The following is a 24183-nucleotide window of genomic DNA, read 5'->3' as shown; positions in this document are numbered from 1 at the left end:
GGGGCGCCTGTCGGCGCTCCCGGGGGGGCGCCGGCCAGAGGCGCAAAAAGCCCGCATCCGCCTGCGATGGGCCTTGTCCGGGCCGGAGGAAAGGGCTATATCACCGCCAATTCATCTTCTCATACGATCCGCGTAGTGAGAGTGGGCCCGAAAGGACCCGCTCTTTTTTATTACCTGAACGCGGCTCGGCGGAAGATTGCGGCCCGACGCTGTCGGGAAAGTTCCGAAGCGGGCTTTGACCTCTTAGCCAAGCGTTAACCATCGAGCGCCTTGACCCCTGATATGACCGAACCGACCACTGGTTCCACCGACGCCGAGTTGCTGGCCGAGCCGAGGCTCGTGGTCGAGCCGGGCGTGGCAGCACGAGTGTCCGCGGTCGCAGGTCCCGTGCTCGAGGGCATGGGCTACCGCTTGGTGCGGATCCGCATTTCGGGCGACGCCGGCTGCACCGTGCAGATCATGGCCGAGCGGCCCGATGGTTCGATGCAGCTCGAGGATTGCGAGGCGATCTCGCGGGCGCTATCGCCCGTGCTCGATGTCGCCGATCCCATCGACCGCGCCTATCGGCTGGAGATTTCCTCGCCGGGGATCGACCGTCCGCTGGTGCGCCGCTCCGATTTCGAGCGCTATTCCGGCCACCTGGTGAAGGTCGAGATGGCCGTCGCCCATGAAGGCCGCAAGCGGTTCCGTGGCACGCTCGGTGCCGTCGAAGGCGACCGCGTACACCTGCATCGCGACGACGCCAAGACCAGCGACGATGCCGACGTGCTGCTGACGATGGAAGATATCGGCGAGGCGCGGCTGGTGCTGACCGATGAGCTGATCGCCGAATCGATGCGCCGCGGCAAGGCCGAGGAGCGCCAGATGCGCAGGAATCTCGGCATCGAGCCGCCGCAGGCGCCGCACGCTGAGATCAGCGCGAAAACCACCAAGAACACCAAGCCGCAAAAGCAAAAGAAGCCGGCACCGACCAATACGAAGAAACATCGCCTTGCCGCCGAACGTGCGCGGCGTGGCGAGATCGAGCCTGACGAAGGAGACTAGCCATGGCAGTCAGCGCCAATCGACTTGAATTGCTCCAGATCGCAGACGCCGTCGCCCGTGAGAAATCGATCGACCGCGGCATCGTCATCGCGGCGATGGAAGATGCCATCGCCAAGGCCGCGCGCGCCCGTTACGGCAGCGAGACTGACGTTCACGCCGAGATCGACCCGAAGAAGGGCGAGCTGCGGCTGTCGCGCCACATGCTGGTGGTCGACAAGGTCGAAAACCATTCCAACCAGATTTCGCTGATCGACGCGCAGCGCGCCAATCCGGGCGCCCAGGTCGGCGACACCATCGCAGACACGCTGCCGCCGCTGGAATATGGCCGCATCGCCGCGCAGTCAGCCAAGCAGGTGATCGTGCAGAAGGTGCGCGAAGCCGAGCGCGACCGGCAATATCAGGAATTCAAGGACCGCATCGGCGACATCGTCAACGGCGTCGTCAAGCGCGTCGAATATGGCAGCGTGATCGTCGATCTCGGCCGCGGCGAAGCCATCATCCGCCGCGACGAGATGCTGCCGCGTGAAGTGTTCCGCAACGGCGACCGCGTCCGCGCCTACATCTTCGACGTCCGTCGCGAAACCCGCGGTCCGCAGATCTTCCTGTCCCGCACCCATCCGCAGTTCATGGCGAAGCTGTTCGCGCAGGAAGTGCCGGAAATCTATGACGGCATCGTCGAGATCAAGGCGGTGGCCCGCGATCCGGGCTCGCGCGCGAAAATCGGCGTGATTTCCCGCGATTCCTCGGTCGATCCGGTCGGCGCCTGCGTCGGTATGCGCGGCTCGCGCGTGCAGGCGGTGGTGAACGAATTGCAGGGCGAGAAGATCGACATCATTCCGTGGTCGCCCGACATCGCGACCTTCGTAGTCAACGCGCTGGCGCCGGCCGAAGTGTCCAAGGTCGTCATCGACGAAGACCGCGAGCGCATCGAGGTCGTGGTCCCCGACACCAACAACCAGCTCTCGCTGGCGATCGGCCGCCGCGGCCAGAACGTGCGCCTCGCCTCGCAGCTCACCGGCTGGGACATCGACATCCTGACCGAGCAGGAGGAATCGGAGCGCCGCCAGGCCGACTTCGAGAACTCCACCCGCGTCTTCATGGAATCGCTCAATGTCGACGAGGTGGTCGGCCAGCTGCTGGCGTCCGAAGGCTTCACCTCGGTCGAGGAACTCGCGATGGTGGACCTCAAGGAACTCGCCGGCATCGAGGGTTTCGACGAGGAGACCGCGCAGGAGCTCCAGAGCCGCGCCCGCGAATATCTCGATCAGCAGGAAGCCGAGATCGAAGCCCGCCGCAAGGAACTGGGCGTCGAGGACGCCGTGAAGGACGTGCCCGGCGTGACCTCGAAGATGCTGGTGAAGTTCGGCGAGAACGACATCAAGACGGTCGAGGACCTCGCCGGCTGCGCCACCGACGATCTGGTCGGCTGGACCGAGCGCAAGGAAGGCGGCGAGCAGACCAAGTTCGCCGGTGCGCTCGACGGCCTCGGTATCTCCCGCGACGATGCGGAAGCCATGATCATGCAGGCCCGCGTCAAGGCCGGCTGGATCACCGAGGCCGATCTCGCCAAGCCGGCCGAAGAGGCTGACGCGGCCGAAGATCAGCCGGCTTAAGGGCGAAGGAGAATGTCGCCCGGATGCTTGCCAGCACTGACAGCGAACTTGACCATGGACCGCGGGCCGAAAGGTCCGCGACCATGCGCATGTGCGCGGTCAGCCGCGAGGTCCGGCCGATCGACGAGCTGATCCGCTTCGTCGTGTCGCCCACCGGCGATATAGTTCCCGATCTCAAGCGCAAGCTGCCCGGGCGCGGCATGTGGGTGACCGCTTCGCGCGAGGTGGTTGCGGAAGCCGTGCGGCGTCACCAATTTAGCAAAGCCTTCAAGCGCGAGCTGCGCACTCCCCCGACGCTTCCCGCCGACATCGAGGCGCTCCTGGTCCGGAGCGTGGCCGAAGCCCTTGGAATTGCCGCCAAGGCGGGCCAGATCGTCGCCGGCTTCGGCAAGGTCGAGAGCGCCCTTAGGGAGGGCACGGTCGAGGTCCTGATCCACGCCAGCGACGGGGCCGCGGACGGAATCCGCAAATTGGACGTGCTGGCACGGCAAAATGCCGGAAATCGCGGTAACAGGCCGCAGATTCCCGTCATCAGCGCCCTGAAATCGGTAGAATTGGATTTGGCACTTACCCGGTCAAATGTGATACATGCTGCCCTGCTCGCGGGCCCGGCGAGCAAGTCATTCCTGTCACGTAGCCAGATGCTGGTCCGATACCGGATGGCGGACGCTGACAAGACTGCCGAAAAGCCCGGCCAGGATTTCTGAGAGACACGACGACCCGATAGGATGGTGCGGAAACGCACAACACTGAATAAATCAGGATTAGGACTGCTGAATGGTTGATACCAAGACCCCTGACGACAAGAAGCTGAGCGTTCCGAGCAAGACGCTATCGCTCAAGCCGCGCGTCGAAACGGGCACTGTGCGCCAGAGCTTCAGCCATGGCCGCAGCAAGCAGGTCGTGGTCGAGAAGCGCGGCAAGCGCCGTATCGACGGCACCCCTGAGCCGCAGGCCCCGACGGTTGTTGCAAAGCCGGCGCCGGCTGCGCCCACGCCCGCCCCGTCACGCCCGGCGCCGCCGCGCAACTCTGGCTCCGGCGTCGTGCTCCGCACGTTGACCGAGGACGAGCGCTCCGCTCGCGCCAGCGCGCTCGCCGACGCCAAGGTTCGCGAAGTCGAAGAGCGCCGCCAGGCCGAGGAAGAGGCCCAGCGCCGCGCCGTCCGCGAGGCCGCCGAGCGCGCCGAGCGCGAAGCCGCCGAATCCCGCCGCAAGGCCGAGGAAGAGCGTCATCGTCACGAGGACGAAGCCAAGCGCAAGGCCGAGACCGAAGCCAAGAAGCGTTTTGGCGAAGGCGAGCAGCCGGCAGCCGGCGCGCGTCCCGCCGCAGCAACTTCAGCCCCGGCGACCAGCGCGCCGCGCCCCGCGCCGACCGTGACGCGACCGGGAGCGACGACCGCCGCTCGCCCGGCCACCACCACAACCTCGCGGCCGGGCGGCCCCGTGGGTCGCGCTCCCGCCGTTGCTGCCGGACCGGACGAGGACGATGGTCCGCGCCAGATCCGTCGCGGCCCCGGTGGCGCCGCGCGTCCTGTGGTCGCGCCCAAACCCACCCATAAGCCTGGCCCGCAGAAAGAGCGCGGCCGCCTAACCGTCGTCACCGCGCTCAATGCCGACGAAGTGCGCGAGCGTTCGATCGCCTCGTTCCGCCGCCGCACCCAGCGCCTGAAGGGCCACGTCTCGAATGAGCCGAAGGAAAAGCTGATCCGCGAAGTGATCATTCCGGAAGCGATCACCATCCAGGAGCTCGCCAACCGCATGGCCGAGCGCGCGGTCGACGTCATCCGCATGCTGATGAAGCAGGGCGCGATGCACAAGATCACCGACGTGATCGACGCCGACACCGCGCAGCTGATCGCGGAAGAGCTCGGCCACACCGTCAAGCGCGTTGCCGCGTCGGACGTTGAAGAGGGCCTGTTCGACCAGGTCGACGATTCCACCGACACCGAGACGCGCTCGCCTGTGGTGACCGTGATGGGTCACGTCGACCACGGCAAGACCTCGCTGCTCGACGCGCTTCGTCATGCCAACGTGGTCTCCGGCGAAGCCGGCGGCATCACCCAGCATATCGGCGCCTACCAGGTTCTCTCGCCCGAGAGCGGCAAGAAGATCACCTTCATCGACACGCCGGGCCACGCCGCGTTCACCGCGATGCGCGCCCGCGGCGCCAAGGTCACCGACATCGTCGTTCTGGTGGTCGCGGCCGATGACGGCGTGATGCCGCAGACGGTCGAAGCCATCAACCACGCCAAGGCGGCACGCGTGCCGATCATCGTTGCCATCAACAAGATCGACAAGCCCGACGCCAAGCCGGAGCGCGTCCGCACCGAGCTGCTTCAGCACGAGGTGCAGGTGGAATCGTTCGGCGGTGAAGTCGTCGACGTCGAAGTGTCCGCCAAGAACAAGACCAATCTCGACAAGCTGCTCGAGATGATCGCACTCCAGGCCGACATCCTCGACCTCAAGACCAATTCGGAGCGTCCGGCCGAAGGCACCGTGATCGAAGCCAAGCTCGATCGCGGCCGAGGTCCGGTCGCGACCGTGCTGGTCCAGCGCGGCACGCTGCGCGTCGGTGACATCATCGTTGCCGGCGCCGAAATGGGCCGTGTCCGCGCGCTGATCTCGGATCAGGGCGAGACGGTGCAGGAAGCCGGTCCGTCGGTACCGGTCGAGGTGCTCGGCTTCAATGGTCCGCCGGAAGCCGGCGATCGTCTCGCGGTGGTCGAGAACGAAGCCCGCGCCCGTCAGGTCACCAGCTACCGCGCGCACCAGAAGCGTGAGAACGCGGCTGCCTCGATCTCAGGCATGCGCGGCTCGCTCGAGCAGATGATGTCGCAGTTGAAGACGGCGGGCCGCAAGGAATTCCCGCTGATCATCAAGGCCGACGTGCAGGGCTCGCTGGAAGCGATTCTCGGTTCGCTGGAGAAGCTCGGCACCGACGAAGTCGCCGCTCGCATCCTGCATGCCGGCGTCGGCGGCATCTCTGAATCCGACGTGACGCTCGCGGAAGGTTTTAACGCCGCGATCATCGGCTTCTCGGTTCGTGCGAACAAGGAAGCTGCTGCCGCCGCCAAGCGCAACGGCATCGAGATCCGCTACTACAACATCATCTACGACCTCGTGGACGACGTGAAGAAGGCGATGAGCGGCCTGCTCGCGCCGACCTTGCGCGAAACCATGCTGGGCAATGCTTCGATCCTGGAGATCTTCAACATCTCCAAGGTCGGCAAGGTTGCCGGCTGCCGCGTCACCGACGGCACCGTGGAACGCGGCGCCAATGTGCGCCTGATCCGCGACAACGTCGTCGTGCACGAAGGCAAGCTGTCGACGCTGAAGCGCTTCAAGGACGAAGTGAAGGAAGTCCAGGCCGGTCAGGAATGCGGCATGGCCTTCGAGAACTATCACGACATGCGTGCGGGTGACGTGATCGAGTGTTACCGCGTGGAGACGATCCAGCGCTCCCTGTAAGTCCAAATCTTACCGAAGCGCCCGGATCTTTTTGAGCTGAAATTGCGGGAGTGCGATGGCCGGATTTTTTCCGGCCATCCAGGCTCCATTCGTTTCAACAGGACAAATGACAATGCTCGTGTCCCAAACGCGGGCACGATGAGGTGATTTTCGACCATGCCGCGCCATCATCAGAAAAAGAGTTCCGCGCCCGGCGGCTCGCAGCGCCAGCTGCGCGTCGGCGAGCAGGTTCGCCACGCGATAGCCGATATTCTGGCGCAAGGCAGTGTGCATGATGCGGACCTCGAAGGTCACATCATCACCGTGCCGGAGGTGCGGATGTCTCCCGATCTGAAGCTCGCGACAATCTACGTGATGCCGCTTGGTGGACGCGACACCGAGCTCGTCATCACTGCGCTCGATCGCAACAAGAAATTCCTGCGCGGCGAAGTCGCGCGGCGCGTTAACCTGAAATTTGCACCTGACCTTCGCTTTCGCGTCGACGAACGATTCGACGAAGCGGAACGGATCGAGAAGCTTTTGCGAACACCTGCGGTGCAGAAGGACTTGGACAAGGATCTGGACAAGGATCTGGAACAGAATCCGGATTCGGATCGGGAAGAAGAACAATGATCATGGACCCCGCACACGGCACGATCGCCAGCGAAGAGCCCGATACGCGCGACGTGCAGAATAACTTTGCTGATGTCGGCGGCAACGCCCAGCCGCATCAGGAGGCGCGTCGCGTCAACAACGATCCGCGCGCGAACAAGCAGAAGGGCAATCAGGTGCGCCGCGATCGGCGCGACGTGCACGGCTGGGTCGTGCTCGACAAGCCGATCGGCATGACCTCGACGCAAGCTGTTGCCGTGCTCAAGCGCCTATTCAATGCCAAGCGCGCCGGCCACGCCGGCACGCTCGATCCGCTCGCCTCCGGCGGCCTGCCCATTGCACTTGGAGAGGCCACCAAGACGGTTCCCTTCGTCATGGACGGCCGCAAGCGCTACCGCTTCACCGTGTGCTGGGGTGAGGAGCGCGACACCGACGACATCGAGGGACAGGTCACTGCAACGTCGGACCAGCGCCCGACCCGTGAGGCCATCCTGGCCCTGCTGCCGCGATTCACCGGGGTGATCGAGCAGGTTCCGCCGCGCTATTCCGCGATCAAGGTCCAGGGCGAGCGCGCCTATGACCTCGCCCGCGACGGCGAGGTCGTGGAACTGGCGCCCCGCCCGGTCGAGATTCATCATTTAACCCTTGTAGATCAACCGGATAACGACCGGGCTGTGTTCGAGGCCGAGTGCGGCAAGGGAACCTATGTCCGGGCGCTCGCCCGCGATATGGGCCGGATTCTCGGCACTTACGGCCATATTTGCGCGCTTCGGCGGACCCTGGTCGGCCCATTCAGCGAAAATGACATGATTCCGCTGGATCAGCTGGAGGCTTTGTGCGATAGAGCCGCGTCCGGCGAGGGAAGCCTCGCCGACGCGCTGATGCCCGTTGAGACCGCGCTGGACGACATCCCGGCACTGGCCGTCACTCGGGCTGATGCGGCAAGGCTCCATCGGGGCCAAGCCGTTTTGTTGCGCGGACGGGATGCGCCCACAAGTAGCGGCACAGTCTATGTCACGGTGGCAGGCCGTCTTTTGGCGCTTGCTGAAGTTGGCAATGGCGAAGTCATCCCCAAGCGTGTGTTCAACCTGACCGGCTTGACTGCCTCAACCGGTCGCAACGAGAGAAATTGACGATGTCGATTGCCGCAGAACGCAAAGCGGAAGTCATCAAGACGAATGCCACCAAGGCCGGTGATACCGGTTCGCCCGAGGTTCAGGTCGCGATCCTGTCGGAACGCATCAACAACCTGACCAGCCATTTCAAGACCCACGTGAAGGACAACCATTCGCGTCGTGGCCTCTTGAAGCTGGTTTCGACCCGCCGCTCGCTCCTCGACTATCTGAAGAAGAAGGACGAGGCGCGGTACAAGGCGCTGCTCGAGAAGCACAACATTCGTCGCTAAGAGTTCTTGCGCGCGCCACTGGCGCGCGTTTTAGCGTGGTTTCGAGCGAAAGCGCTTATTTCAGGGTTTTTGATCGAGGCTCACGCGTACCGTCCGGTGCGGGCCAATGGTGCTTCGCATCCGGGAGCACGATCAGCGAAGACCGCGATTCGGTGTTCGCAGTCGTGCCGACTGACAGTCCAGCAGCAATCCGGCGGCTGGGCGCAACGGGCAAGGTGCCCGTATGACCCGAAAGGATGGACGCCATCCGACATCCAAAGACCATGGCAGGATCGCAGGACGCTGATCACCCGCTCCGATCAGCGTCCTGCAATCTTGACATGGTTTTTGTTTTTCGAGCCGTCCCTTCTTTCGAGAACCCATGAAAGAAGACCTCTATGTTCAATAAGCATTCAGTCGAAATCGACTGGGGCGGACGCCCTCTCAAGCTCGAAACCGGCAAGATCGCACGCCAGGCCGACGGCGCTGTGCTCGCCACCTATGGCGAGACCGTGGTGCTCGCCACCGTCGTCGCGGCGAAGGCGCCGCGTGAAGGCGTCGACTTCCTGCCGCTGACCGTCGACTACCAGGAAAAGACCTACGCAGCTGGCCGCATTCCCGGCGGCTATTTCAAGCGCGAAGGTCGTCCGACCGAGAAGGAGACGCTGGTCTCCCGCCTGATCGACCGTCCGATCCGTCCGCTGTTCGTCGACGGCTGGCGCAACGAAACCCAGGTGATCGCCACCGTGCTGTCGCACGATATGGAGAACGATCCTGACATCGTCGCGCTCGTGGCCTCCTCCGCCGCGCTGACCCTGTCCGGCGCGCCCTTCAAGGGCCCGATCGGCGCCGCCCGCGTCGGCTTCGCCAATGACGAATTCATCCTCAACCCGACGCTCGACGAGATGGTCGACACCCAGCTCGACCTCGTCGTTGCCGGTACCGCCGACGCCGTGCTGATGGTGGAATCGGAGGCCAAGGAGCTGAACGAAGACATCATGCTCGGCGCCGTGATGTTCGGTCACCGCCACTTCCAGCCGGTCATCAACGCGATCATCGAGCTCGCCGAGAAGGCCGCCAAGGAGCCGCGCGAAGTCACCGTCATCGACAACGCCGCGCTCGAGAAGGAAATGCTCGGCCTCGTCGAGGCGGAGCTGCGCACCGCCTACGCCATCCCGGTCAAGCAGGATCGCTACGCCGCGGTCGGCAAGGTCAAGGAAAAGGTGATCGCCCACTATTTCCCCGAAGGGCAGGAGCCAAAGTACGACAAGCTGCGCATCAGCGCCGTGTTCAAGGAGCTCGAAGCGAAGATCGTTCGCTGGAACATCCTCGACACCGGCAAGCGCATCGACGGCCGTGACAGCAAGACCGTGCGCAACATCATCGCCGAAGTCGGCGTGCTGCCGCGCGCGCACGGCTCGGCGCTGTTCACCCGCGGTGAGACCCAGGGCCTGGTCGTGACCACGCTCGGCACCGGCGAGGACGAGCAGTACATCGACGCGTTGTCGGGAACGTACAAAGAGACGTTCCTGCTGCACTACAACTTCCCTCCCTACTCGGTCGGTGAGACCGGGCGCCTCGGCGGCACCAAGCGCCGCGAGATCGGCCACGGCAAGCTGGCCTGGCGCGCGATCCACCCGGTGCTGCCGCCGCATCACGAGTTCCCGTACACGATCCGCGTGGTCTCCGAGATCACCGAGTCCAACGGCTCCTCGTCGATGGCTTCGGTCTGCGGCGCCTCGCTCGCGTTGATGGACGCCGGCGTGCCGTTGAAGCGGCCGACCGCGGGCATCGCGATGGGCCTGATCCTCGAAGACAAGCGCTATGCGGTTCTCTCCGACATCCTCGGCGACGAGGATCATCTCGGCGACATGGACTTCAAGGTGGCGGGTACCGAACAGGGCATCACCTCGCTCCAGATGGACATCAAGATCGAGGGCATCACCGAGGAGATCATGAAGGTCGCCCTCGGCCAGGCCAAGGAAGGTCGTATCCACATCCTCGGCGAGATGGCGAAGGCGCTCACCAACGCGCGCGCCGAGCTCGGCGAATACGCGCCGCGCATCGAGACCTTCAAGATCGCCACCGACAAGATCCGCGAAGTGATCGGCACCGGCGGCAAGGTGATCCGCGAGATCGTCGAGAAGACCGGCGCCAAGGTCAACATCGAGGACGACGGCACCGTGAAGGTCGCCTCCTCCGACGGCGAAGCGATGAAGGCCGCGATCAAGTGGATCAAGTCGATCGCATCCGATCCGGAAGTTGGCCAGATCTATGACGGCACCGTCGTCAAGGTGATGGAGTTCGGCGCCTTCGTGAACTTCTTCGGTTCGAAGGACGGTCTCGTTCACATCAGCCAGCTCGCGGCCAACCGCGTGCAGAAGACCTCCGACGTCGTCAAGGAAGGCGACAAGGTCAAGGTCAAGCTGCTCGGCTTCGACGATCGCGGCAAGACCCGCCTGTCGATGAAGGTCGTCGACCAGACCACCGGCGAAGACCTCGAAGGCAAGGGCGGCGAGGGCGAGAAGGCCCCGCGCGAAGCGGCCGGCGAGTAATCGCTCCAAGTCAACGTCAGAAACACGAAGGGCGGCCTTTCGGCCGCCCTTTTTGTTTGTCGCTTGCTGTGTTGTTGGCGTCACGCCGCGATGTCGAACCGGTCGAGGTTCATCACCTTGGTCCAGGCCTTGGCGAAATCCTTCACGAACTGCTCCTTGGAGTCGGACGTGGCATAGACCTCGGCGTAGGCGCGGAGTTGCGAGTGCGCGCCGAAGATGAGATCGACGCGCGTGCCGCTCCACTTCACCGCATTGGTCTTGCGGTCGCGCCCTTCGTAGGTGCCGTCGGCCGCCGGCGTCCATTGCGTGCTCATGTCGAGCAGGTTGACGAAGAAGTCGTTCGTCAGCGTTCCCACCTTGGAGGTGAAGACGCCGTTCTTCGACCCGTTCGCATTGGCGCCGAGCACGCGCAGACCGCCGACGAGCGCCGTCATTTCAGGTCCAGTGAGCCGCAGAAGCTGCGCGCGGTCGACGAGCGCCTCCTCCTGTTGCATGAACTGCTGACGCTTGCCGATGAAGTTGCGGAAACCGTCGGCCCGCGGCTCCAGCGGAGCAAACGAAGCTACATCAGTCTGCTCCTGCGACGCGTCCATGCGGCCCGGCGTGAAACCGACCTTGATGTCAACGCCGGCATCCTTGGCGGCCTTCTCGACCGCAGCAGTGCCGCCGAGAACGATCAGGTCGGCAAGCGAGACCTTCTTCGCACCAACGCTGAACTCCTTCTGGATCGCTTCGAGCTTGCCGAGCACCTTGGAAAGCTGGGCCGGCTGGTTGACCTCCCAGTCCTTCTGCGGAGCAAGACGGATGCGCGCGCCATTGGCGCCGCCGCGCTTGTCCGAGCCGCGGAACGTCGAGGCCGAGGCCCAGGCAGTTGAGACCAGCTCGGAGACCGACAGACCCGAAGCCAGGATCTTGGACTTCAGCGCCGCGATGTCCTGATCAGACACCAGCTCGTGGTTCACGGCCGGGATCGGATCCTGCCAGATCAGCGTCTCCTTCGGCACCAGCGGGCCGAGGTAGCGCTGGATCGGCCCCATGTCGCGATGAGTCAGCTTGAACCAGGCGCGGGCGAAGGCGTCGGCGAACTGATCGGGATGCTCGAGGAAGCGCCGCGAGATCTTCTCATAGGCCGGATCCATGCGCAGCGAGAGGTCGGTCGTCAGCATTGTCGGCCGATGCTTCTTCGACTTGTCGAAGGCATCAGGAATGATCGCGTCAGCACCCTTGGCGGTCCACTGGTTCGCACCACCAGGGCTCTTCGTCAGCTCCCATTCGTACTTGAACAGGTTCTCGAAGAAGTTGTTGCTCCACTTCGTCGGCGTCGTGGTCCAGGTCACTTCGAGGCCGCTGGTGATGGAATCACCGGCGAGGCCCGAGGCGTGCTTGCTCTTCCAGCCGAGGCCCTGATCTTCCAGCGCGCCCGCTTCCGGCTCGGGACCAACCAGCGACGGATCGCCCGCGCCATGGGTCTTGCCGAAGGTGTGGCCGCCGGCGATCAGCGCGACGGTCTCTTCGTCGTTCATCGCCATCCGGAAGAAGGTCTCGCGGATGTCCTTGGCCGCGGCGACCGGATCCGGCTTGCCGTTCGGGCCTTCCGGATTGACGTAGATGAGACCCATCTGCACCGCGCCGAGCGGCTCGGCGAGCTGGCGTTCGCCGCTGTAACGCTCATCGCCCAGCCAGGTGCCTTCCGGACCCCAATAGAGCTCTTCCGGCTCCCAGACGTCGGCGCGACCACCGGCAAACCCGAACGTCTTGAAGCCCATCGACTCCAGCGCGACGTTGCCGGCGAGCACCATCAGATCGGCCCAGGAAATCTTGCGGCCGTATTTCTGCTTGATCGGCCAGAGCAGCCGGCGCGCCTTGTCGAGGTTGGCATTGTCAGGCCAGGAGTTGAGCGGAGCGAAACGCTGCTGACCGGCACCGGCACCGCCACGGCCATCGGTGATGCGATAGGTACCCGCGCTGTGCCAGGCCATGCGGATCATGAGACCGCCATAGTGGCCGAAATCAGCGGGCCACCATTCCTGCGAATCCGTCATCAAAGCGGTGAGGTCCTTGATGACCGCGTTCAGGTCGAGCGTCTTGAATTCCTTGGCGTAGTCGAACGCCTCGCCCATCGGATCGGACAGGCTGGAATTCTTGTGCAGCATGTCGATGCTGAGATTGGTGGGCCACCAGTCGCGGTTCGCTGGCACGCGTTTGCCGCCCGAAAACGGGCACTTCGAAGTGTCGTCCATGAATACCTCCTCTGGTGGCGTCCGACTGCGCCATTGACCCGGTCAAACCACTGTAAGCGTCGCGAACGATCAGGGGAAGTTGACTTTAATGATCGCTGCGATAGGATTTTCTGATGATCAACCTGACGCTGCGCCAGCTGCGATATTTCGACGCATTGGCGCGCCACGGTCATTTCGGCCGCGCCGCGGAGTCCTGTTCCATCTCGCAGCCGGCGCTGTCGATGCAGATCAAGGAACTCGAGGAGGCGCTCGGCGGGCTGCTGCTGGAGCGCAGCGCCCGACAGGTCGCGCTGACCCGGTTCGGCGAGGAGCTCGCACAGCGCGTCCGCGACATCCTGCGTTCGGTCGATGAGCTCGGCGATTTCGCCCGCGCCTCGCAGGACCGTTTTGCGGGTCGGTTGCGGATCGGCATGATCCCGACGATCGCGCCGTATCTCCTGCCCAAGATCACCAAGAACCTGACGCGCATGCATCCGGAGCTCGACATCCGTGTGCGCGAGACGATGACGCCGCGGCTGATCCAGGAGCTGGTCGAAGGCCGGCTCGACACCGCGATCGTGGCCCTGCCGGTCTCCGAGCCCTCGCTCACCGAGGTCGCGCTGTTCGAGGAAAAATTCCTGCTGGTGCGGCCGGGCACGGATGCGGGCACTCCAGCGCCGTCGCGAGAGATGATGCGCGAGATGCGGCTGTTGCTGCTCGAGGAGGGCCATTGCTTCCGCGACCAGGCGCTGTCGTTCTGCAACATGCAGTCTGCGCCGCCGCGCGAGATGCTGGATGCGAATTCGCTGTCGACGCTGGTGCAGATGGTCAGCGCCGGCATCGGCGTCACCCTGATTCCGGAGATGGCGGTGTCAGTGGAGACGCGATCGGCGTCGGTCTCGCTGTCGCGCTTCCGCGACCCCGAGCCCTCACGCACCATCGGCATGGTCTGGCGTAAAACGAGCCCGCTGGCGCGGCAACTGCTGCAAATCTCCGAAGTGGTGTGCCTGTCCGCCGGCAAGGCACGCCCGCGGCAGGCCGCACGCGGCCAGAAGGCCTGAGGCTGGTATATTCCGAGACAGCTGGGATCATTGTAATGACATCCCCCGCGGCGGGGAGATCGAACCGAGAGCGCCAATGCCTGATCTAATCATCCGCCCCGCCCGTGCCGAGGAATATGACGAGATCGGCCGCGTCTGGATGGAGAGCTGGGTCTCGACCGGACTTGGCGAAGCGAGCGAATTCCTGCTGGCTAATTTGCGGGCGCGCATCCGGCGCGAGATCGAGAACGGCTCGAGCCTGTTCGTTGCCGACGACCATGGCACCATCGCCGCGATGCTCGCACTGCATCTGGCAAAGCTCTATCTCGACATGCTGTTCGTCGGACCCGCCTATCAGGGGCAATCGCTCGGCCGAAAGCTGCTCGCCTTCACGCGCACGCAAATGCCGGACGAGATGTATCTGCGTTGCGTCCGCGAGAACGAAAAGGCCTGGCGCTGGTACGAGCGCGAAGGCTTTGTGTTCGAGAAGGAGGAGATCGAGCCATCGAATGGGTTTATGATGAAGTATTATCGATGGAAGAAAAACGGAGGCCCGCCATGATCAGGCTCTATTGGTCGCCCCGCTCGCGTTCGTTCTCGACGCTCTGGCTGATGGAAGAGAGCGGGCTGCCCTATGAGCGCGTGCTGACCGACATTTCGACGGGCGCGCAGAAAGCGCCGGACTATCTGAAGATCAATCCGATGGGCAAGGTGCCGGCACTCAGCGACGGCGATGCCGCGCTCGGCGAAGCCGCTGCGATTTGCGCCTATATTGCCGACCGCTATCCGGAAACGAAGCTGGCGCCCGCGACCACCGACCCGCGCCGCGCGCGCTATCTGCAATGGCTGTTCTTCTCGCCCAGCTGCATCGAGCCGGCGATCATCCAGATCTTCACCAAGATCGAGGTGCCGACCTCGACCGCCGCCTGGGGCAGCGCGACGCAGGTCTTCGACGTACTGGAAGCGGCGCTCGAAAAGGGGCCGTGGATTCTCGGCGAGGAATTTTCCGCCGCCGACATCACGATCGGCGCGGGGCTGAATTTCGCGGTGCGCCTGTTCAAGATGGTGCCGTCGCGCCCGGCCTTCGACGCCTACATCGCGCGCTGCATGGCGCGTCCGGCGTTTCAGCGCGCGGAGAAGATTGCTGCGGGTTAGCCTTCGGCCTTCAAATCATCCGGCCGCGGCATCAGCACGATGTTGTAGCCGGAATCGACATAGTGGATCTCGCCGGTCACACCCCCCGAGAGATCAGACAGCAGATACAGCGCCGAGCCGCCGAGCTCGTCGAGCGTGACGCCGCGGCGGAGCGGCGAATGCTTCTGCATGAAGGCGAACATCGCGCGCGCCTCGCCGATGCCGGAGCCGGCCAGCGTGCGGATGGGGCCGGCCGAGATCGCATTGACGCGGATACCGCGCGGCCCGAAGTCGGAGGCGAGATAGCGCACCGAGGCTTCCAGCGCCGCCTTGGCCACGCCCATCACATTGTAATTGGGCATCGAGCGCTCCGAGGCGCCGAAGGTCAGCGTGATCATGCTGCCGCCGTCCGTCATCAGCTCGGCCGCACGTTTTGCAACCTCCGTGAACGAGAAGCAGGAGATCACCATGGTGCGCGAAAAATTCTCGCGGCTGGTGTCGGCGTAGCGGCCCTTCAGCTCGTTCTTGTCGGCGAAGCCGATCGCGTGGATGACGAAATCGAGCTTGCCCCATTTTTCGCGAAGCACGGCGAAGGTCGCATCGACGCTGGCGATGTCCTCGACGTCGCAAGGCAGCACCAATTCCACGCCGAGCGATTCCGCCAGCGGCTTGACGCGTTTGCCGAGGGCTTCGCCCTGGAAGGTGAAGGCAAGCTCGGCACCGTGGGCATGCAACGTCTTCGCCATGCCCCAGGCGATCGAATGATCATTGGCGATGCCCATGATCAGACCGCGCTTGCCTTTCATCAAACCTTCCATGGCCCGGCGGCTCCTTATCATTCCGACGTCATCGCCCGCGCAGGCGGGCAATCCAATATTCCAGAGACAGCAATTATGGGCCGAAATGCCGCGGCGTACTGGCTGCCCCGCTTTCGCGGGGCATGACAGTGTGCTGGCCTCACACGTCCATCCGGCTGAACACCAGCGTGGCGTTGGTGCCGCCGAAGCCGAACGAGTTCGACAGCACGGTGCCGATCTTGACGTTGTCGATGCGCTTGCGCACGATCGGCATGTCGGCGAAGACAGGATCGAGCTCCTGGATGTGCGCGCTCTCGCAGATGAAGCCGTTGTTCATCATCAGCAGCGAGTAGATCGCCTCCTGCACGCCGGTCGCGCCGAGCGAGTGGCCGGTCAGCGCCTTGGTCGCCGAGATCGGCGGGCACTTTTCGCCGGCGCCGAACACGCGACGAAGCGCATCGATTTCCGGCGGGTCGCCGGCCGGCGTCGAAGTGGCGTGCGGGTTGATGTAGTCGACCTTGGTCTTCACCGTCGACATCGCCATGCGCATGCAGCGCTCGGCACCTTCACCTGACGGCGCGACCATGTCGTAGCCGTCGGAGGTCGCGCCATAGCCGACGATCTCGCCGTAGATCCGCGCGCCGCGCGCCCTGGCATGCTCAAGCTCTTCCAGCACCAGCACACCGGCGCCGCCGGCGATGACAAAGCCGTCGCGGTTGACGTCGTAGGGACGCGAGGCGGTGGCGGGCGTGTCGTTATATTTGGAGGACATCGCGCCCATGGCATCGAACAGCACCGACAGCGACCAGTCGAGCTCCTCGCAGCCGCCGGCGAAGATGACGTCCTGCTTGCCGATCTGGATCGTCTCATAGGCATTGCCGACGCAGTGGTTCGACGTCGCGCAGGCCGAGGAGATCGAATAGTTCACGCCCTTGATCTTGAACCAGGTCGCAAGCGTTGCCGACGCCGTGGACGACATCGCCTTCGGCACCGCAAACGGACCGACGCGCTTCGGTCCCTTGGTGCGGGTGATGTCGGCGGCTTCGACGATGGTGCGAGCGGACGGACCACCGGAGCCCATGATGATACCGGTGCGAATGTTGGAGACTTCGTCAGGCGACAGACCGGAGTCCTGGATCGCCTGTTCCATCGCGATGTGATTCCACGCGGCGCCCTGTCCGAGGAAACGCATCGCCCGGCGGTCGACCACTGTCGAAGGATCGAGCGTCGGTGCACCTTGCACCTGCGAACGGAAGCCGAGCTCGGCATATTTCTCCGCCCGCGAAATGCCCGACTTCGCCTCGTAAAGGCTCGCAAGCACTTCCTGGGTGTTGTTTCCGATCGACGAGACGATACCCATCCCGGTGACCACAACCCGCCTCATGACAGCCTCGCCTAAATCGTTGTCTTCTTGGTAATGCGCGTTAGCCCAGGTTCACGCCCTGCTTGAACAGGCCGACTTTCAGATCCTTGGCGCGATAAATAATCTGGTCATCGACCGAAAGCCATCCATCGGCAATGCCGAGCACGAGCTTTGAACGCATCACGCGCTTGATATCGACGTTGTACACAACCTTGCGGGCCTCGGGCAGCACCTGGCCGCTGAACTTCAATTCGTTCAAGCCAAGTGCACGGCCACGACCTTCGCCGCCGGTCCAGCCCAGATAAAAGCCGACCATTTGCCACAGCGCGTCGAGGCCGAGGCAACCCGGCATCACGGGATCGTTCTTGAAGTGGCAGCCGAAGAACCAGAGGTCAGCCTTCACGTCGAGCTCGGCGCGCACCAGGCCCTTGCCGAACTCGCCACCATTGTCGTTAATTTCCGTGATGCGGTCGAACATCAGCATCGGCGGCAGCGGCAACTGTGCATTGCCGGGGCCGAACATCTCACCGCGGGCACATGCCAGCAAATCTTCGTATTCGTAACCGTTGCGCCTGTTCAGCATGCGGAAGCCTCTGTTTGAACCCCGATTGAGCGGCGTTTCTGGCAAAAATGGGCCCCATCCTGCTCGGAAGGCAACACCAATTGCCGTCCTCAGGCGCCAATACCGAGAGCCGGATCGGCCGCGGGCCGGGCCCCAATGCCTGGCCGCGCCAAAAATCGGTTGGGCGGAACCGCGCGCTCTCTAACACAGGCCTTTTCGGGTAGCAAAGCCGTCCCATGAAGGTAAAATGACGGAGCTCCAGGCCGGTTCCTCAGCTGATTAGAACCAGTCTAGTTGCGAGAAACTTGCATCTGCATCTATCTGTCCATATATTGCAGATAGAGAGTGTTCACGCGTGCCCGAATTCTGGAAATGAACGAAAACAACGCGATCCGTCACGACGAAGATGCCCATGCGGCCCTTCTGTCCGGCCGCCAGCCGGCCCTCACCGGCTGCCCCTGGCACGACGTCAACGAGATGCTCCAATCTGCCGGTCTGCGGCCGACGCGCCAGCGTATGGCGCTCGGCTGGCTGCTGTTCGGCAAGGGCGCGCGCCACCTCACGGCTGAAATGCTCTATGAGGAAGCGACGCTGGCCAAGGTCCCGGTCTCGCTCGCGACCGTCTACAACACGCTGAACCAGCTGACCGATGCCGGCCTGCTGCGCCAGGTCAGCGTCGACGGCACCAAGACCTATTTCGACACCAACGTCACCACCCACCACCATTACTATCTCGAGAACAGCCACGAGCTGGTCGATATCGAGGATCCGCATCTGGCGCTGTCCAAGATGCCGGAGGTGCCGGAGGGGTACGAGATCGCGCGCATCGACATGGTCGTGCGGCTGCGTAAGAAGCGCTGAGACTCACGCTCTGGCGTCGTCCCGGCGAAGCCAGCGCGTCAATTCACCTGCTCGTCCGCGTAGACGCCCCAGAGGCGCTCCTGCTGGATCCAGCCGTCAAAGCCGTTGCCGGTGACGTGGCACCAGCTGGTGGTGCATTTTTTCACTGTCGTCACGACACCGGCCTGGAGCTTTGCGGCCACCGCGCTGTCGGGATCGGCGTGGTCATAGATCGGCGCGAGGTCGTCCTTGTTTTTCATGGTGACGACCGCAGTGCGGCGGCCCGACAGCAGCGAGTGATAGACCCACCCCTCGGCGCCTTCGGAATCGCGCACCCGGCGCCAGTTTTCGAACTCTGCGGTGATTTCGACCGGCAGGCCGGCGCGGGTGTAGACCCAGGCCACGTCATTGTCCTTGGTCGGGCCGGCGCGGACGTTCACGTGATCCGATTTGAGGCTGACATAGCGCGGCACCGGCAGGCCGCTGGCGGTCTGAGGCGTGGTGTCCTTGGCCGAGTGCGAGGGGCCGACCGAGGCGCTCCACCAGGTGCAAACGAGCGCCATCACCGAACAAAAACGCCCCAACGCCATCAACCCGTCTCCTGTCGAAGACCCGGCTGAACCGGGCCCTCACCCCAAAATTCCAAACCCTGCCGCGCAACGCCCCTCTCCCGCCCCACGCGGGTGTTCCCGAAGCGCCAGCCCTGGTTCTTGTCTTGGCCCGGCCTTCTGCTAGAGAGGACGGACATCTGAACAACCAGTTTGCCCCGATTTTCCGGTCGGAAAGCGGGGCGATAGCTTGAAGGAAACGCCGGGGACGACACGGCAAAGGCAGTGTCGAACAACCGGGTTAATGAGGCCTCAACAGCCGGCCCTTGGCGACAAAGGCCGCCTGCAACGCCTCATGAGGGCAGGACATGTCGGTGAAGAAAAAGCCCCTCGTCGTCGTGACGCGCAAGCTGCCGGACTCGATCGAGACCCGGATGCGCGAGCTGTTCGACGCACGCATCAATCTCGACGACACGCCGATGTCGGCCGAACAGCTCGCCGAAGCCGCACGCACCGCCGACATCCTGGTTCCGACGGTCACCGACCACATCAGCGCCGACATCGTCAATCAGCCCGACTGCAAGCTGAAGCTGATCGCCAATTTCGGCAACGGCGTCGACAATATCGATGTCGAGGCCGCACATGCCCGCGGCATCACCGTCACCAACACGCCGAAAGTCCTCACCGAAGACACCGCCGACATGACCATGGCGCTGATCCTGGCCGTGCCGCGCCGGATGATCGAAGGCGCCTCGGTGCTGACGGAAGGAAAACCCTGGGCCGGCTGGTCGCCGACCTGGATGCTGGGCCACCGCATCGGCGGCAAGCGCCTCGGCATCATCGGCATGGGCCGCATCGGCCAGGCGGTCGCGCGCCGTGCCCGCGCCTTCGGTCTGCAGATCCACTATCATAACCGCCGTCCCGTCGCCCCGAAGATCGCCGAAGAGCTTGGCGCGACCTATTGGGAAAGCCTCGACCAGATGCTGGCGCGGATGGACATCATCTCGGTGAACTGTCCGCATACGCCGGCGACCTACCATCTGCTGTCCGCGCGGCGGCTGAAGCTGATCCGGAAAGACGCCTACATCGTCAACACCGCGCGTGGCGAAGTGACTGACGAGGACACGCTGATCAAGTTGATCGAAGGCGGCGAGATCGGCGGCGCCGGCCTCGACGTCTACGAGCACGAGCCCGCGGTCAATCCGAAGCTGGTGCGGCTTGCGAAGGCCGGCAAGGTGATCTTGATGCCGCATATGGGCTCGGCAACGATCGAGGGCCGCGTCGAGATGGGCGAGAAGGTCATCATCAACATCCGCACCTTCCTCGACGCCCACAAGCCGCCGGATCGCGTGCTGCCGAGCATGCTCTGAGGGCGCCGCGGTCCTCCCGTTGAAGAAGGGTTGCCGCATGGGCGCAGGGGACACGGAGCTGTCATCGCGCGTGACCCCTTCGCCGCAGCGAGACCATGTCCTCACCGTGTTGGCCGCCGGGCTTCTGGCGGCAACTCTTGCGGCGATCTGTCATGAAACGGTTGGGCACGGCCTGGGCTGCATTGCCGCAGGCGGTGACATCCAGTTGCTGACATCCATCTGGTTCCGCTGTCACGGAGCGACGTCGCTGACCGATGCAGGCGGCGCCATATCCGGCTTGGTGCTTGGCGGGCTGGTCCTCGCGCTGCCGATACGCGGCGTCCGCAACTCCGCGCTGAGGATGACGCTGTTCATGTTCGGCGCAATCAGCTTGCTGTGGGTAGCGGCCCAGCTCATCGCTCATCCTGCTCTTGATCGGGATGATTGGCACTTCATCGCAATGCGCTGGCACTGGCCCTTGGTCTGGCGTCCGTTGCTCGCCACTGTTGGCGTACTCTCCTACGTGGCAATCATGCGCTGGATCTCCTTGCTTCTTCGTGATCCAGCGGCGCCGAGCGCGCGTGCGATCTTTCTGGCCTATGTTGCGGCGACGATCTCAGCCGTGCTGGCCGGATGGATGTGGGCGCCCCTGCCCGCCCGCAGCGCCCTGGAAGGTCTTCTGACACTGGGCGTGGCGCCCATCGGCCTGCTAGTCGCGGCGGCACGCATCAACACAGACCATTCCGGTGGCGCCCCCATCGCAAAGTCGTGGCTCTTCATCGCCACGAGTTTGTTGGTGTTCGCAGCGTTCGCCCTGGTCCAGGGAAGGGGACTGGGGCCGCTCGCCGATTGTTCCGGGAGCCGGTCCGCACCGACGGAGAGGTGCGTGCTCTGAGCGTCACCCTCCGACGCGGTGGGCGCTGAGATCTGACATCACAGGCCCATCGCCATTGAGCGGATTGGCGGGATCGCGCCCATAGCGCAGCGTTTCGAAGCGCATCGCACGCGCATCGATCATCAGGAGGCGGCCGACCAGGCCCTCGCCGAACCCGACGATCTCGCGGATCGCCTCCAGCGCCATCATCGAGCCCATCACGCCCGCGAGCGCGCCCATGACGCCGGCCTCCGCGCAGGCCGGCACGGTGCCGGGCGGCGGCGCTTCCGGAAACAGGCAGCGATAGGTCGGATTGAATTCGCCCTGCTCGTTGGTCTCATGCGCGCGGATGGTGGTGAGCGAGCCGTCGAAGGTGCCGAGCGCCGCAGTGATCAGCGGCCGCTTCGCGAAGAAGCAGGCATCCGACGCCAGATAGCGCGTTGAGAAATTGTCGGAACCATCGAGCACGAGATCGTAATCGCTGATCAGTGCGAGCGCGTTGTCGGCATTGAGCCAGGTGGCATGGCCGACGAAGGAGACATGCGGATTGAGTGCTGCGATCCGCTCGGCCGCGCTCTCGACCTTGTGCCGGCCGATATCGGGCGTGGTGTGGATCACCTGGCGCTGCAGGTTCGACAGCGACACCACGTCGTCATCGACCACGCCGAGCGTGCCGACGCCGGCGGCCGCCAGATACATCAGAGCGGGCGCGCCCAGTCCGCCGGCGCCGATCACCAGCACCGAGGCTCGCTTCAGCGCAGCCTGGCCCGGTCCGCCGACGTCGCGCAGCACGATATGGCGGGCATAGCGTTCGAGTTCGTCCGGGCTGAGCAAGCTTTGACTCCTGAACCAGCGCAACATTGTTCGCGACCAACGAGATGTGCTTCAATGGCAGCGCGTTCAATGGGCTGGCTGGATTTGTCATGAGATCGATGCTTGCGGCAACACTGATGTTGGCGTCCGCCACAGGCGCCAGCGCCCAGATGACGACGCCACCGCTGCCCGGCGCCAAGCCGAAAGTGGTCCAGACTGTTCCGATCAAGCCGCCCGCGCTGCAAACTCCGTCGGAAACGGCCGACGCAATGGCGCAAGCCGAGCGGCTGTCGCTCCAGTCCGATCTCGCCTGGGTCGGCGAATATAACGGCGCTATCACCGGTGACGTCAGCTCGCGCATGGTCGATGCCATCAAGGAATACCAGAAGGCCAAAGGCGGCAAGCCGACCGGCGTGCTCAATCCGCAGGAACGCGCCGCGCTCGCCGAGACCGCACGGCGCAAGCAGGACAGCGTCGGCTGGAAAATCGTGACGGAAATGACCAGCGGCGCGCGGCTTGGCATTCCCGCAAAGCTGGTGCCGCAGCAGGCGACCGACGCCAACGGCTCCAAATGGACTTCGCCGACCGGAACCGTGCAGGTGCTGCTGAGCCGCCGCAAGGAGGCGAACCCGACCACAGCAAAACTCGCTGAAACCGAGAAGAAGGAGCCTGCGGGGCGCAAGGTCGACTATACCGTGGTGAAGCCCGATTTCTTCGTGCTTTCAGGGCTCCAGGGCCTGAAGAAGTTTTACGTGCGCGGCACCTTCAAGGGCGACGAAGTCCGCATCATGACGATCCTGTATGACCAGGCCATGGAGAACACGGTCGAACCGGTCGTGATCGCGATGTCGAGCGCGTTCAGTGCGTTTCCGTCGGGACCACAAGCCGGACCGCCGCCGCGCAAGACCGTCGAATACGGCACCGGCATCGTCGTCAGCGACGACGGCGCGATTCTGGCGGATCGTCTCGTCACCGATTCCTGCCTTGCCATCACCATCGGCGGCTACGGCAACGCCGACCGCCTCGCCGAGGACAAGGAGCACGACCTCGCGCTGCTGCACATCTATGGCGCGCGCGGCCTGAAGCCGCTCAGCCTCGCTGGCGGTGCGGCGAAGACGAGCGTCGATGTCGTCGGCATCGCCGACCCGCAGAACCAGGGCGGCGCAGCCGGCGTGTCGAGCGTCAAGGGCGCGCTGGCGCCGGCCACATCAAGCGATTCCGCGTTGTCGCCGCCTCCTGCCGTCGGCTTCTCCGGTGGCCCGGCGATCGACGGCGACGGCAAGTTCGCGGGTATCGCGCTGCTGAAGCCAGCGGTGGTCGCAGGGCCTGCGGCATCCATGCCAGCGTCACAGGCGGTGATGGTATCCGCGGAAGCGGTGCGCGACTTCCTGAAGGCGCACGCCATCACGGCGAACGGCACGTCGACGGACGCCAAAGCCGCCGTCGTTCGCGTGATCTGCGTGCGGAAGTAGCATGTTGTGGCGTCCAGTCCTCCTCTGCGCTGCAGTTTCGACCGGGCTGCTGAGCTTTCCGGCCTGGGCGCAGTCGCCGGCACTGCCGACGCCGAAGGTGGAGGAGGTGATGGTGAAGGTGGCGCTGCTGACGCTCAACGACGCCAATCTCACCGGCAACTACAACGTCCTCTACGCGAAAATGGCAGAACCGTTTCGGGAACGCTTCTCCGCTGACACGTTGAAGCGGGCGTTCAAGGCTTTCGCCGGACATCATATCGACGCCATCGCCGGCATGCCGATCGTGGCGACGGAAGATCCCCGGATCGCCGATAGCGGCGCGCTGTTGCTGCGTGGTTATTTCGATACGACGCCTTCGCGACTGAGCTACGAGCTGGACTACGCCATGTCGGAAGGCGAATGGAAGTTGATCACGATCGACGTCAAGGTGCGCTCGACACAGACCAATGCGAGCGCAACCGATCTGATTGCGCGCGCCGCCGCCGACCTCGAAGGTAGCGGCACACAAAAATAGCGG

At 64.1% G+C, this 24183-nt stretch carries 22 protein-coding genes; 16 read left to right on the top strand and 6 right to left on the bottom strand.

Annotated elements, in window-relative coordinates; translation table 11 throughout:
* Nucleotides 1-282: 282 nt before the first annotated feature.
* The 8 genes from rimP (at nucleotide 283) to pnp (ending at nucleotide 10655) form a co-directional block, all read left to right on the top strand.
* On the top strand, nucleotides 283-1044 hold the full coding sequence (rimP, locus tag XI06_RS38615) for a ribosome maturation factor RimP (protein ID WP_237871814.1): 762 nt from the start codon (nucleotides 283-285) through the stop codon (nucleotides 1042-1044).
* 2 nt (nucleotides 1045-1046) lie between these two features.
* Nucleotides 1047-2657, top strand: coding sequence for a transcription termination factor NusA (nusA, locus tag XI06_RS38610; protein WP_128948735.1), 1611 nt, complete (start codon nucleotides 1047-1049; stop codon nucleotides 2655-2657).
* A 23-nt stretch (nucleotides 2658-2680) separates the two neighbouring features.
* A complete protein-coding gene (locus XI06_RS38605; protein ID WP_237860628.1) occupies nucleotides 2681-3364 on the top strand; it encodes an RNA-binding protein in 684 nt (227 codons plus the stop codon).
* Between the two features lie 70 nt (nucleotides 3365-3434).
* On the top strand, nucleotides 3435-6125 hold the full coding sequence (gene infB / locus XI06_RS38600; RefSeq protein ID WP_271607718.1) for a translation initiation factor IF-2: 2691 nt from the start codon (nucleotides 3435-3437) through the stop codon (nucleotides 6123-6125).
* Nucleotides 6126-6281: 156 nt separating this feature from the next.
* The gene (gene rbfA, locus XI06_RS38595; protein ID WP_237871816.1) at nucleotides 6282-6737 is read left to right on the top strand and encodes a 30S ribosome-binding factor RbfA; all 456 of its coding nucleotides are present in this window, start codon (nucleotides 6282-6284) and stop codon (nucleotides 6735-6737) included.
* Entirely contained in the window at nucleotides 6734-7849 is a 1116-nt protein-coding gene (truB, locus tag XI06_RS38590; RefSeq protein ID WP_237860635.1) for a tRNA pseudouridine(55) synthase TruB, read from the top strand. Before rbfA ends, truB begins: the two co-directional genes overlap by 4 nt.
* A gap of 2 nt (nucleotides 7850-7851) precedes the next feature.
* On the top strand, nucleotides 7852-8121 hold the full coding sequence (gene rpsO, locus XI06_RS38585) for a 30S ribosomal protein S15 (RefSeq protein WP_028133641.1): 270 nt from the start codon (nucleotides 7852-7854) through the stop codon (nucleotides 8119-8121).
* 377 nt (nucleotides 8122-8498) lie between these two features.
* Nucleotides 8499-10655 carry a polyribonucleotide nucleotidyltransferase gene (pnp, locus tag XI06_RS38580; RefSeq protein ID WP_237860637.1) on the top strand — a complete coding sequence of 719 codons (2157 nt, stop codon included), beginning with the start codon at nucleotides 8499-8501 and terminating at the stop codon, nucleotides 10653-10655.
* A gap of 80 nt (nucleotides 10656-10735) precedes the next feature.
* On the opposite strand, the gene katG is transcribed toward pnp, so the two are convergent.
* A complete protein-coding gene (gene katG, locus XI06_RS38575) occupies nucleotides 10736-12895 on the bottom strand; it encodes a catalase/peroxidase HPI (protein WP_271607717.1) in 2160 nt (719 codons plus the stop codon).
* 113 nt (nucleotides 12896-13008) lie between these two features.
* On the opposite strand from katG, the gene XI06_RS38570 reads away from it, so the two are divergent.
* The 3 genes from XI06_RS38570 to XI06_RS38560 all read left to right on the top strand — a co-directional run bounded on the left by XI06_RS38570 (nucleotide 13009) and on the right by XI06_RS38560 (nucleotide 15069).
* Nucleotides 13009-13935, top strand: a complete 927-nt coding sequence (locus tag XI06_RS38570) for a hydrogen peroxide-inducible genes activator (protein ID WP_128948741.1) — start codon at nucleotides 13009-13011, stop codon at nucleotides 13933-13935.
* Between the two features lie 76 nt (nucleotides 13936-14011).
* On the top strand, nucleotides 14012-14476 hold the full coding sequence (locus XI06_RS38565; RefSeq protein WP_271607716.1) for a GNAT family N-acetyltransferase: 465 nt from the start codon (nucleotides 14012-14014) through the stop codon (nucleotides 14474-14476).
* A complete protein-coding gene (locus XI06_RS38560) occupies nucleotides 14473-15069 on the top strand; it encodes a glutathione S-transferase family protein (RefSeq protein ID WP_237860645.1) in 597 nt (198 codons plus the stop codon). The genes XI06_RS38565 and XI06_RS38560 overlap by 4 nt, the downstream gene beginning before the upstream one ends.
* Here the strand turns inward: XI06_RS38560 and fabI are convergent.
* From fabI to fabA, 3 genes are all read right to left on the bottom strand, one after another.
* A complete protein-coding gene (gene fabI, locus XI06_RS38555; RefSeq protein WP_237860647.1) occupies nucleotides 15066-15866 on the bottom strand; it encodes an enoyl-ACP reductase FabI in 801 nt (266 codons plus the stop codon). The two genes, XI06_RS38560 and fabI, sit on opposite strands and share 4 nt — an antisense overlap.
* A gap of 139 nt (nucleotides 15867-16005) precedes the next feature.
* Entirely contained in the window at nucleotides 16006-17229 is a 1224-nt protein-coding gene (fabB, locus tag XI06_RS38550) for a beta-ketoacyl-ACP synthase I (protein ID WP_271607715.1), read from the bottom strand.
* 40 nt (nucleotides 17230-17269) lie between these two features.
* Complete coding sequence (fabA, locus tag XI06_RS38545) at nucleotides 17270-17791, bottom strand: bifunctional 3-hydroxydecanoyl-ACP dehydratase/trans-2-decenoyl-ACP isomerase (protein WP_271607820.1); 522 nt, start codon at nucleotides 17789-17791, stop codon at nucleotides 17270-17272.
* Between the two features lie 351 nt (nucleotides 17792-18142).
* Here fabA and irrA point away from each other — a divergent pair, with 351 nt between their 5' ends.
* Nucleotides 18143-18631, top strand: coding sequence for an iron response transcriptional regulator IrrA (gene irrA, locus XI06_RS38540; RefSeq protein ID WP_237860651.1), 489 nt, complete (start codon nucleotides 18143-18145; stop codon nucleotides 18629-18631).
* Between the two features lie 38 nt (nucleotides 18632-18669).
* On the opposite strand, the gene XI06_RS38535 is transcribed toward irrA, so the two are convergent.
* Entirely contained in the window at nucleotides 18670-19200 is a 531-nt protein-coding gene (locus XI06_RS38535) for an SH3 domain-containing protein (RefSeq protein WP_237860653.1), read from the bottom strand.
* Between the two features lie 326 nt (nucleotides 19201-19526).
* Here XI06_RS38535 and XI06_RS38530 point away from each other — a divergent pair, with 326 nt between their 5' ends.
* Both XI06_RS38530 and XI06_RS38525 read left to right on the top strand, forming a co-directional pair.
* Entirely contained in the window at nucleotides 19527-20528 is a 1002-nt protein-coding gene (locus XI06_RS38530) for a 2-hydroxyacid dehydrogenase (RefSeq protein ID WP_237860655.1), read from the top strand.
* A 37-nt stretch (nucleotides 20529-20565) separates the two neighbouring features.
* Nucleotides 20566-21402 carry a hypothetical protein gene (locus tag XI06_RS38525; RefSeq protein WP_237860657.1) on the top strand — a complete coding sequence of 279 codons (837 nt, stop codon included), beginning with the start codon at nucleotides 20566-20568 and terminating at the stop codon, nucleotides 21400-21402.
* Nucleotides 21403-21405: 3 nt separating this feature from the next.
* On the opposite strand, the gene XI06_RS38520 is transcribed toward XI06_RS38525, so the two are convergent.
* Nucleotides 21406-22215: a HesA/MoeB/ThiF family protein gene (locus XI06_RS38520; protein WP_237860659.1), complete on the bottom strand. Its 810-nt coding sequence runs from the start codon at nucleotides 22213-22215 to the stop codon at nucleotides 21406-21408.
* Between the two features lie 89 nt (nucleotides 22216-22304).
* Here XI06_RS38520 and XI06_RS38515 point away from each other — a divergent pair, with 89 nt between their 5' ends.
* Both XI06_RS38515 and XI06_RS38510 read left to right on the top strand, forming a co-directional pair.
* Complete coding sequence (locus tag XI06_RS38515; protein ID WP_271607714.1) at nucleotides 22305-23666, top strand: serine protease; 1362 nt, start codon at nucleotides 22305-22307, stop codon at nucleotides 23664-23666.
* 1 nt (nucleotide 23667) lies between these two features.
* Entirely contained in the window at nucleotides 23668-24180 is a 513-nt protein-coding gene (locus XI06_RS38510) for a hypothetical protein (protein ID WP_237871823.1), read from the top strand.
* The last annotated feature ends 3 nt before the right edge of the window (nucleotides 24181-24183 follow it).

This window comes from Bradyrhizobium sp. CCBAU 11434 (assembly GCF_028128895.1).
GTDB lineage: Bacteria > Pseudomonadota > Alphaproteobacteria > Rhizobiales > Xanthobacteraceae > Bradyrhizobium > Bradyrhizobium zhengyangense.
This window is presented reverse-complemented; position numbering and strand designations above follow the sequence as displayed.

What these genes read in the sequence shown, in the direction of transcription:
- XI06_RS38565 (WP_271607716.1), top strand. Translation starts at nt 14,012, where the DNA reads ATGCCTGATCTAATCATCCGCCCCGCCCGTGCCGAGGAATATGACGAG.
- XI06_RS38535 (WP_237860653.1), bottom strand. Translation starts at nt 19,200, where the DNA reads ATGGCGTTGGGGCGTTTTTGTTCGGTGATGGCGCTCGTTTGCACCTGG.
- XI06_RS38515 (WP_271607714.1), top strand. Translation starts at nt 22,305, where the DNA reads ATGAGATCGATGCTTGCGGCAACACTGATGTTGGCGTCCGCCACAGGC.
- nusA (WP_128948735.1), top strand. Translation starts at nt 1,047, where the DNA reads ATGGCAGTCAGCGCCAATCGACTTGAATTGCTCCAGATCGCAGACGCC.
- infB (WP_271607718.1), top strand. Translation starts at nt 3,435, where the DNA reads ATGGTTGATACCAAGACCCCTGACGACAAGAAGCTGAGCGTTCCGAGC.
- fabB (WP_271607715.1), bottom strand. Translation starts at nt 17,229, where the DNA reads ATGAGGCGGGTTGTGGTCACCGGGATGGGTATCGTCTCGTCGATCGGA.
- irrA (WP_237860651.1), top strand. Translation starts at nt 18,143, where the DNA reads ATGAACGAAAACAACGCGATCCGTCACGACGAAGATGCCCATGCGGCC.
- XI06_RS38605 (WP_237860628.1), top strand. Translation starts at nt 2,681, where the DNA reads ATGCTTGCCAGCACTGACAGCGAACTTGACCATGGACCGCGGGCCGAA.
- truB (WP_237860635.1), top strand. Translation starts at nt 6,734, where the DNA reads ATGATCATGGACCCCGCACACGGCACGATCGCCAGCGAAGAGCCCGAT.
- XI06_RS38570 (WP_128948741.1), top strand. Translation starts at nt 13,009, where the DNA reads ATGATCAACCTGACGCTGCGCCAGCTGCGATATTTCGACGCATTGGCG.
- XI06_RS38510 (WP_237871823.1), top strand. Translation starts at nt 23,668, where the DNA reads ATGTTGTGGCGTCCAGTCCTCCTCTGCGCTGCAGTTTCGACCGGGCTG.
- XI06_RS38530 (WP_237860655.1), top strand. Translation starts at nt 19,527, where the DNA reads ATGTCGGTGAAGAAAAAGCCCCTCGTCGTCGTGACGCGCAAGCTGCCG.
- fabI (WP_237860647.1), bottom strand. Translation starts at nt 15,866, where the DNA reads ATGGAAGGTTTGATGAAAGGCAAGCGCGGTCTGATCATGGGCATCGCC.
- rbfA (WP_237871816.1), top strand. Translation starts at nt 6,282, where the DNA reads ATGCCGCGCCATCATCAGAAAAAGAGTTCCGCGCCCGGCGGCTCGCAG.
- XI06_RS38525 (WP_237860657.1), top strand. Translation starts at nt 20,566, where the DNA reads ATGGGCGCAGGGGACACGGAGCTGTCATCGCGCGTGACCCCTTCGCCG.
- XI06_RS38560 (WP_237860645.1), top strand. Translation starts at nt 14,473, where the DNA reads ATGATCAGGCTCTATTGGTCGCCCCGCTCGCGTTCGTTCTCGACGCTC.
- pnp (WP_237860637.1), top strand. Translation starts at nt 8,499, where the DNA reads ATGTTCAATAAGCATTCAGTCGAAATCGACTGGGGCGGACGCCCTCTC.
- rimP (WP_237871814.1), top strand. Translation starts at nt 283, where the DNA reads ATGACCGAACCGACCACTGGTTCCACCGACGCCGAGTTGCTGGCCGAG.
- katG (WP_271607717.1), bottom strand. Translation starts at nt 12,895, where the DNA reads ATGGACGACACTTCGAAGTGCCCGTTTTCGGGCGGCAAACGCGTGCCA.
- rpsO (WP_028133641.1), top strand. Translation starts at nt 7,852, where the DNA reads ATGTCGATTGCCGCAGAACGCAAAGCGGAAGTCATCAAGACGAATGCC.
- fabA (WP_271607820.1), bottom strand. Translation starts at nt 17,791, where the DNA reads ATGCTGAACAGGCGCAACGGTTACGAATACGAAGATTTGCTGGCATGT.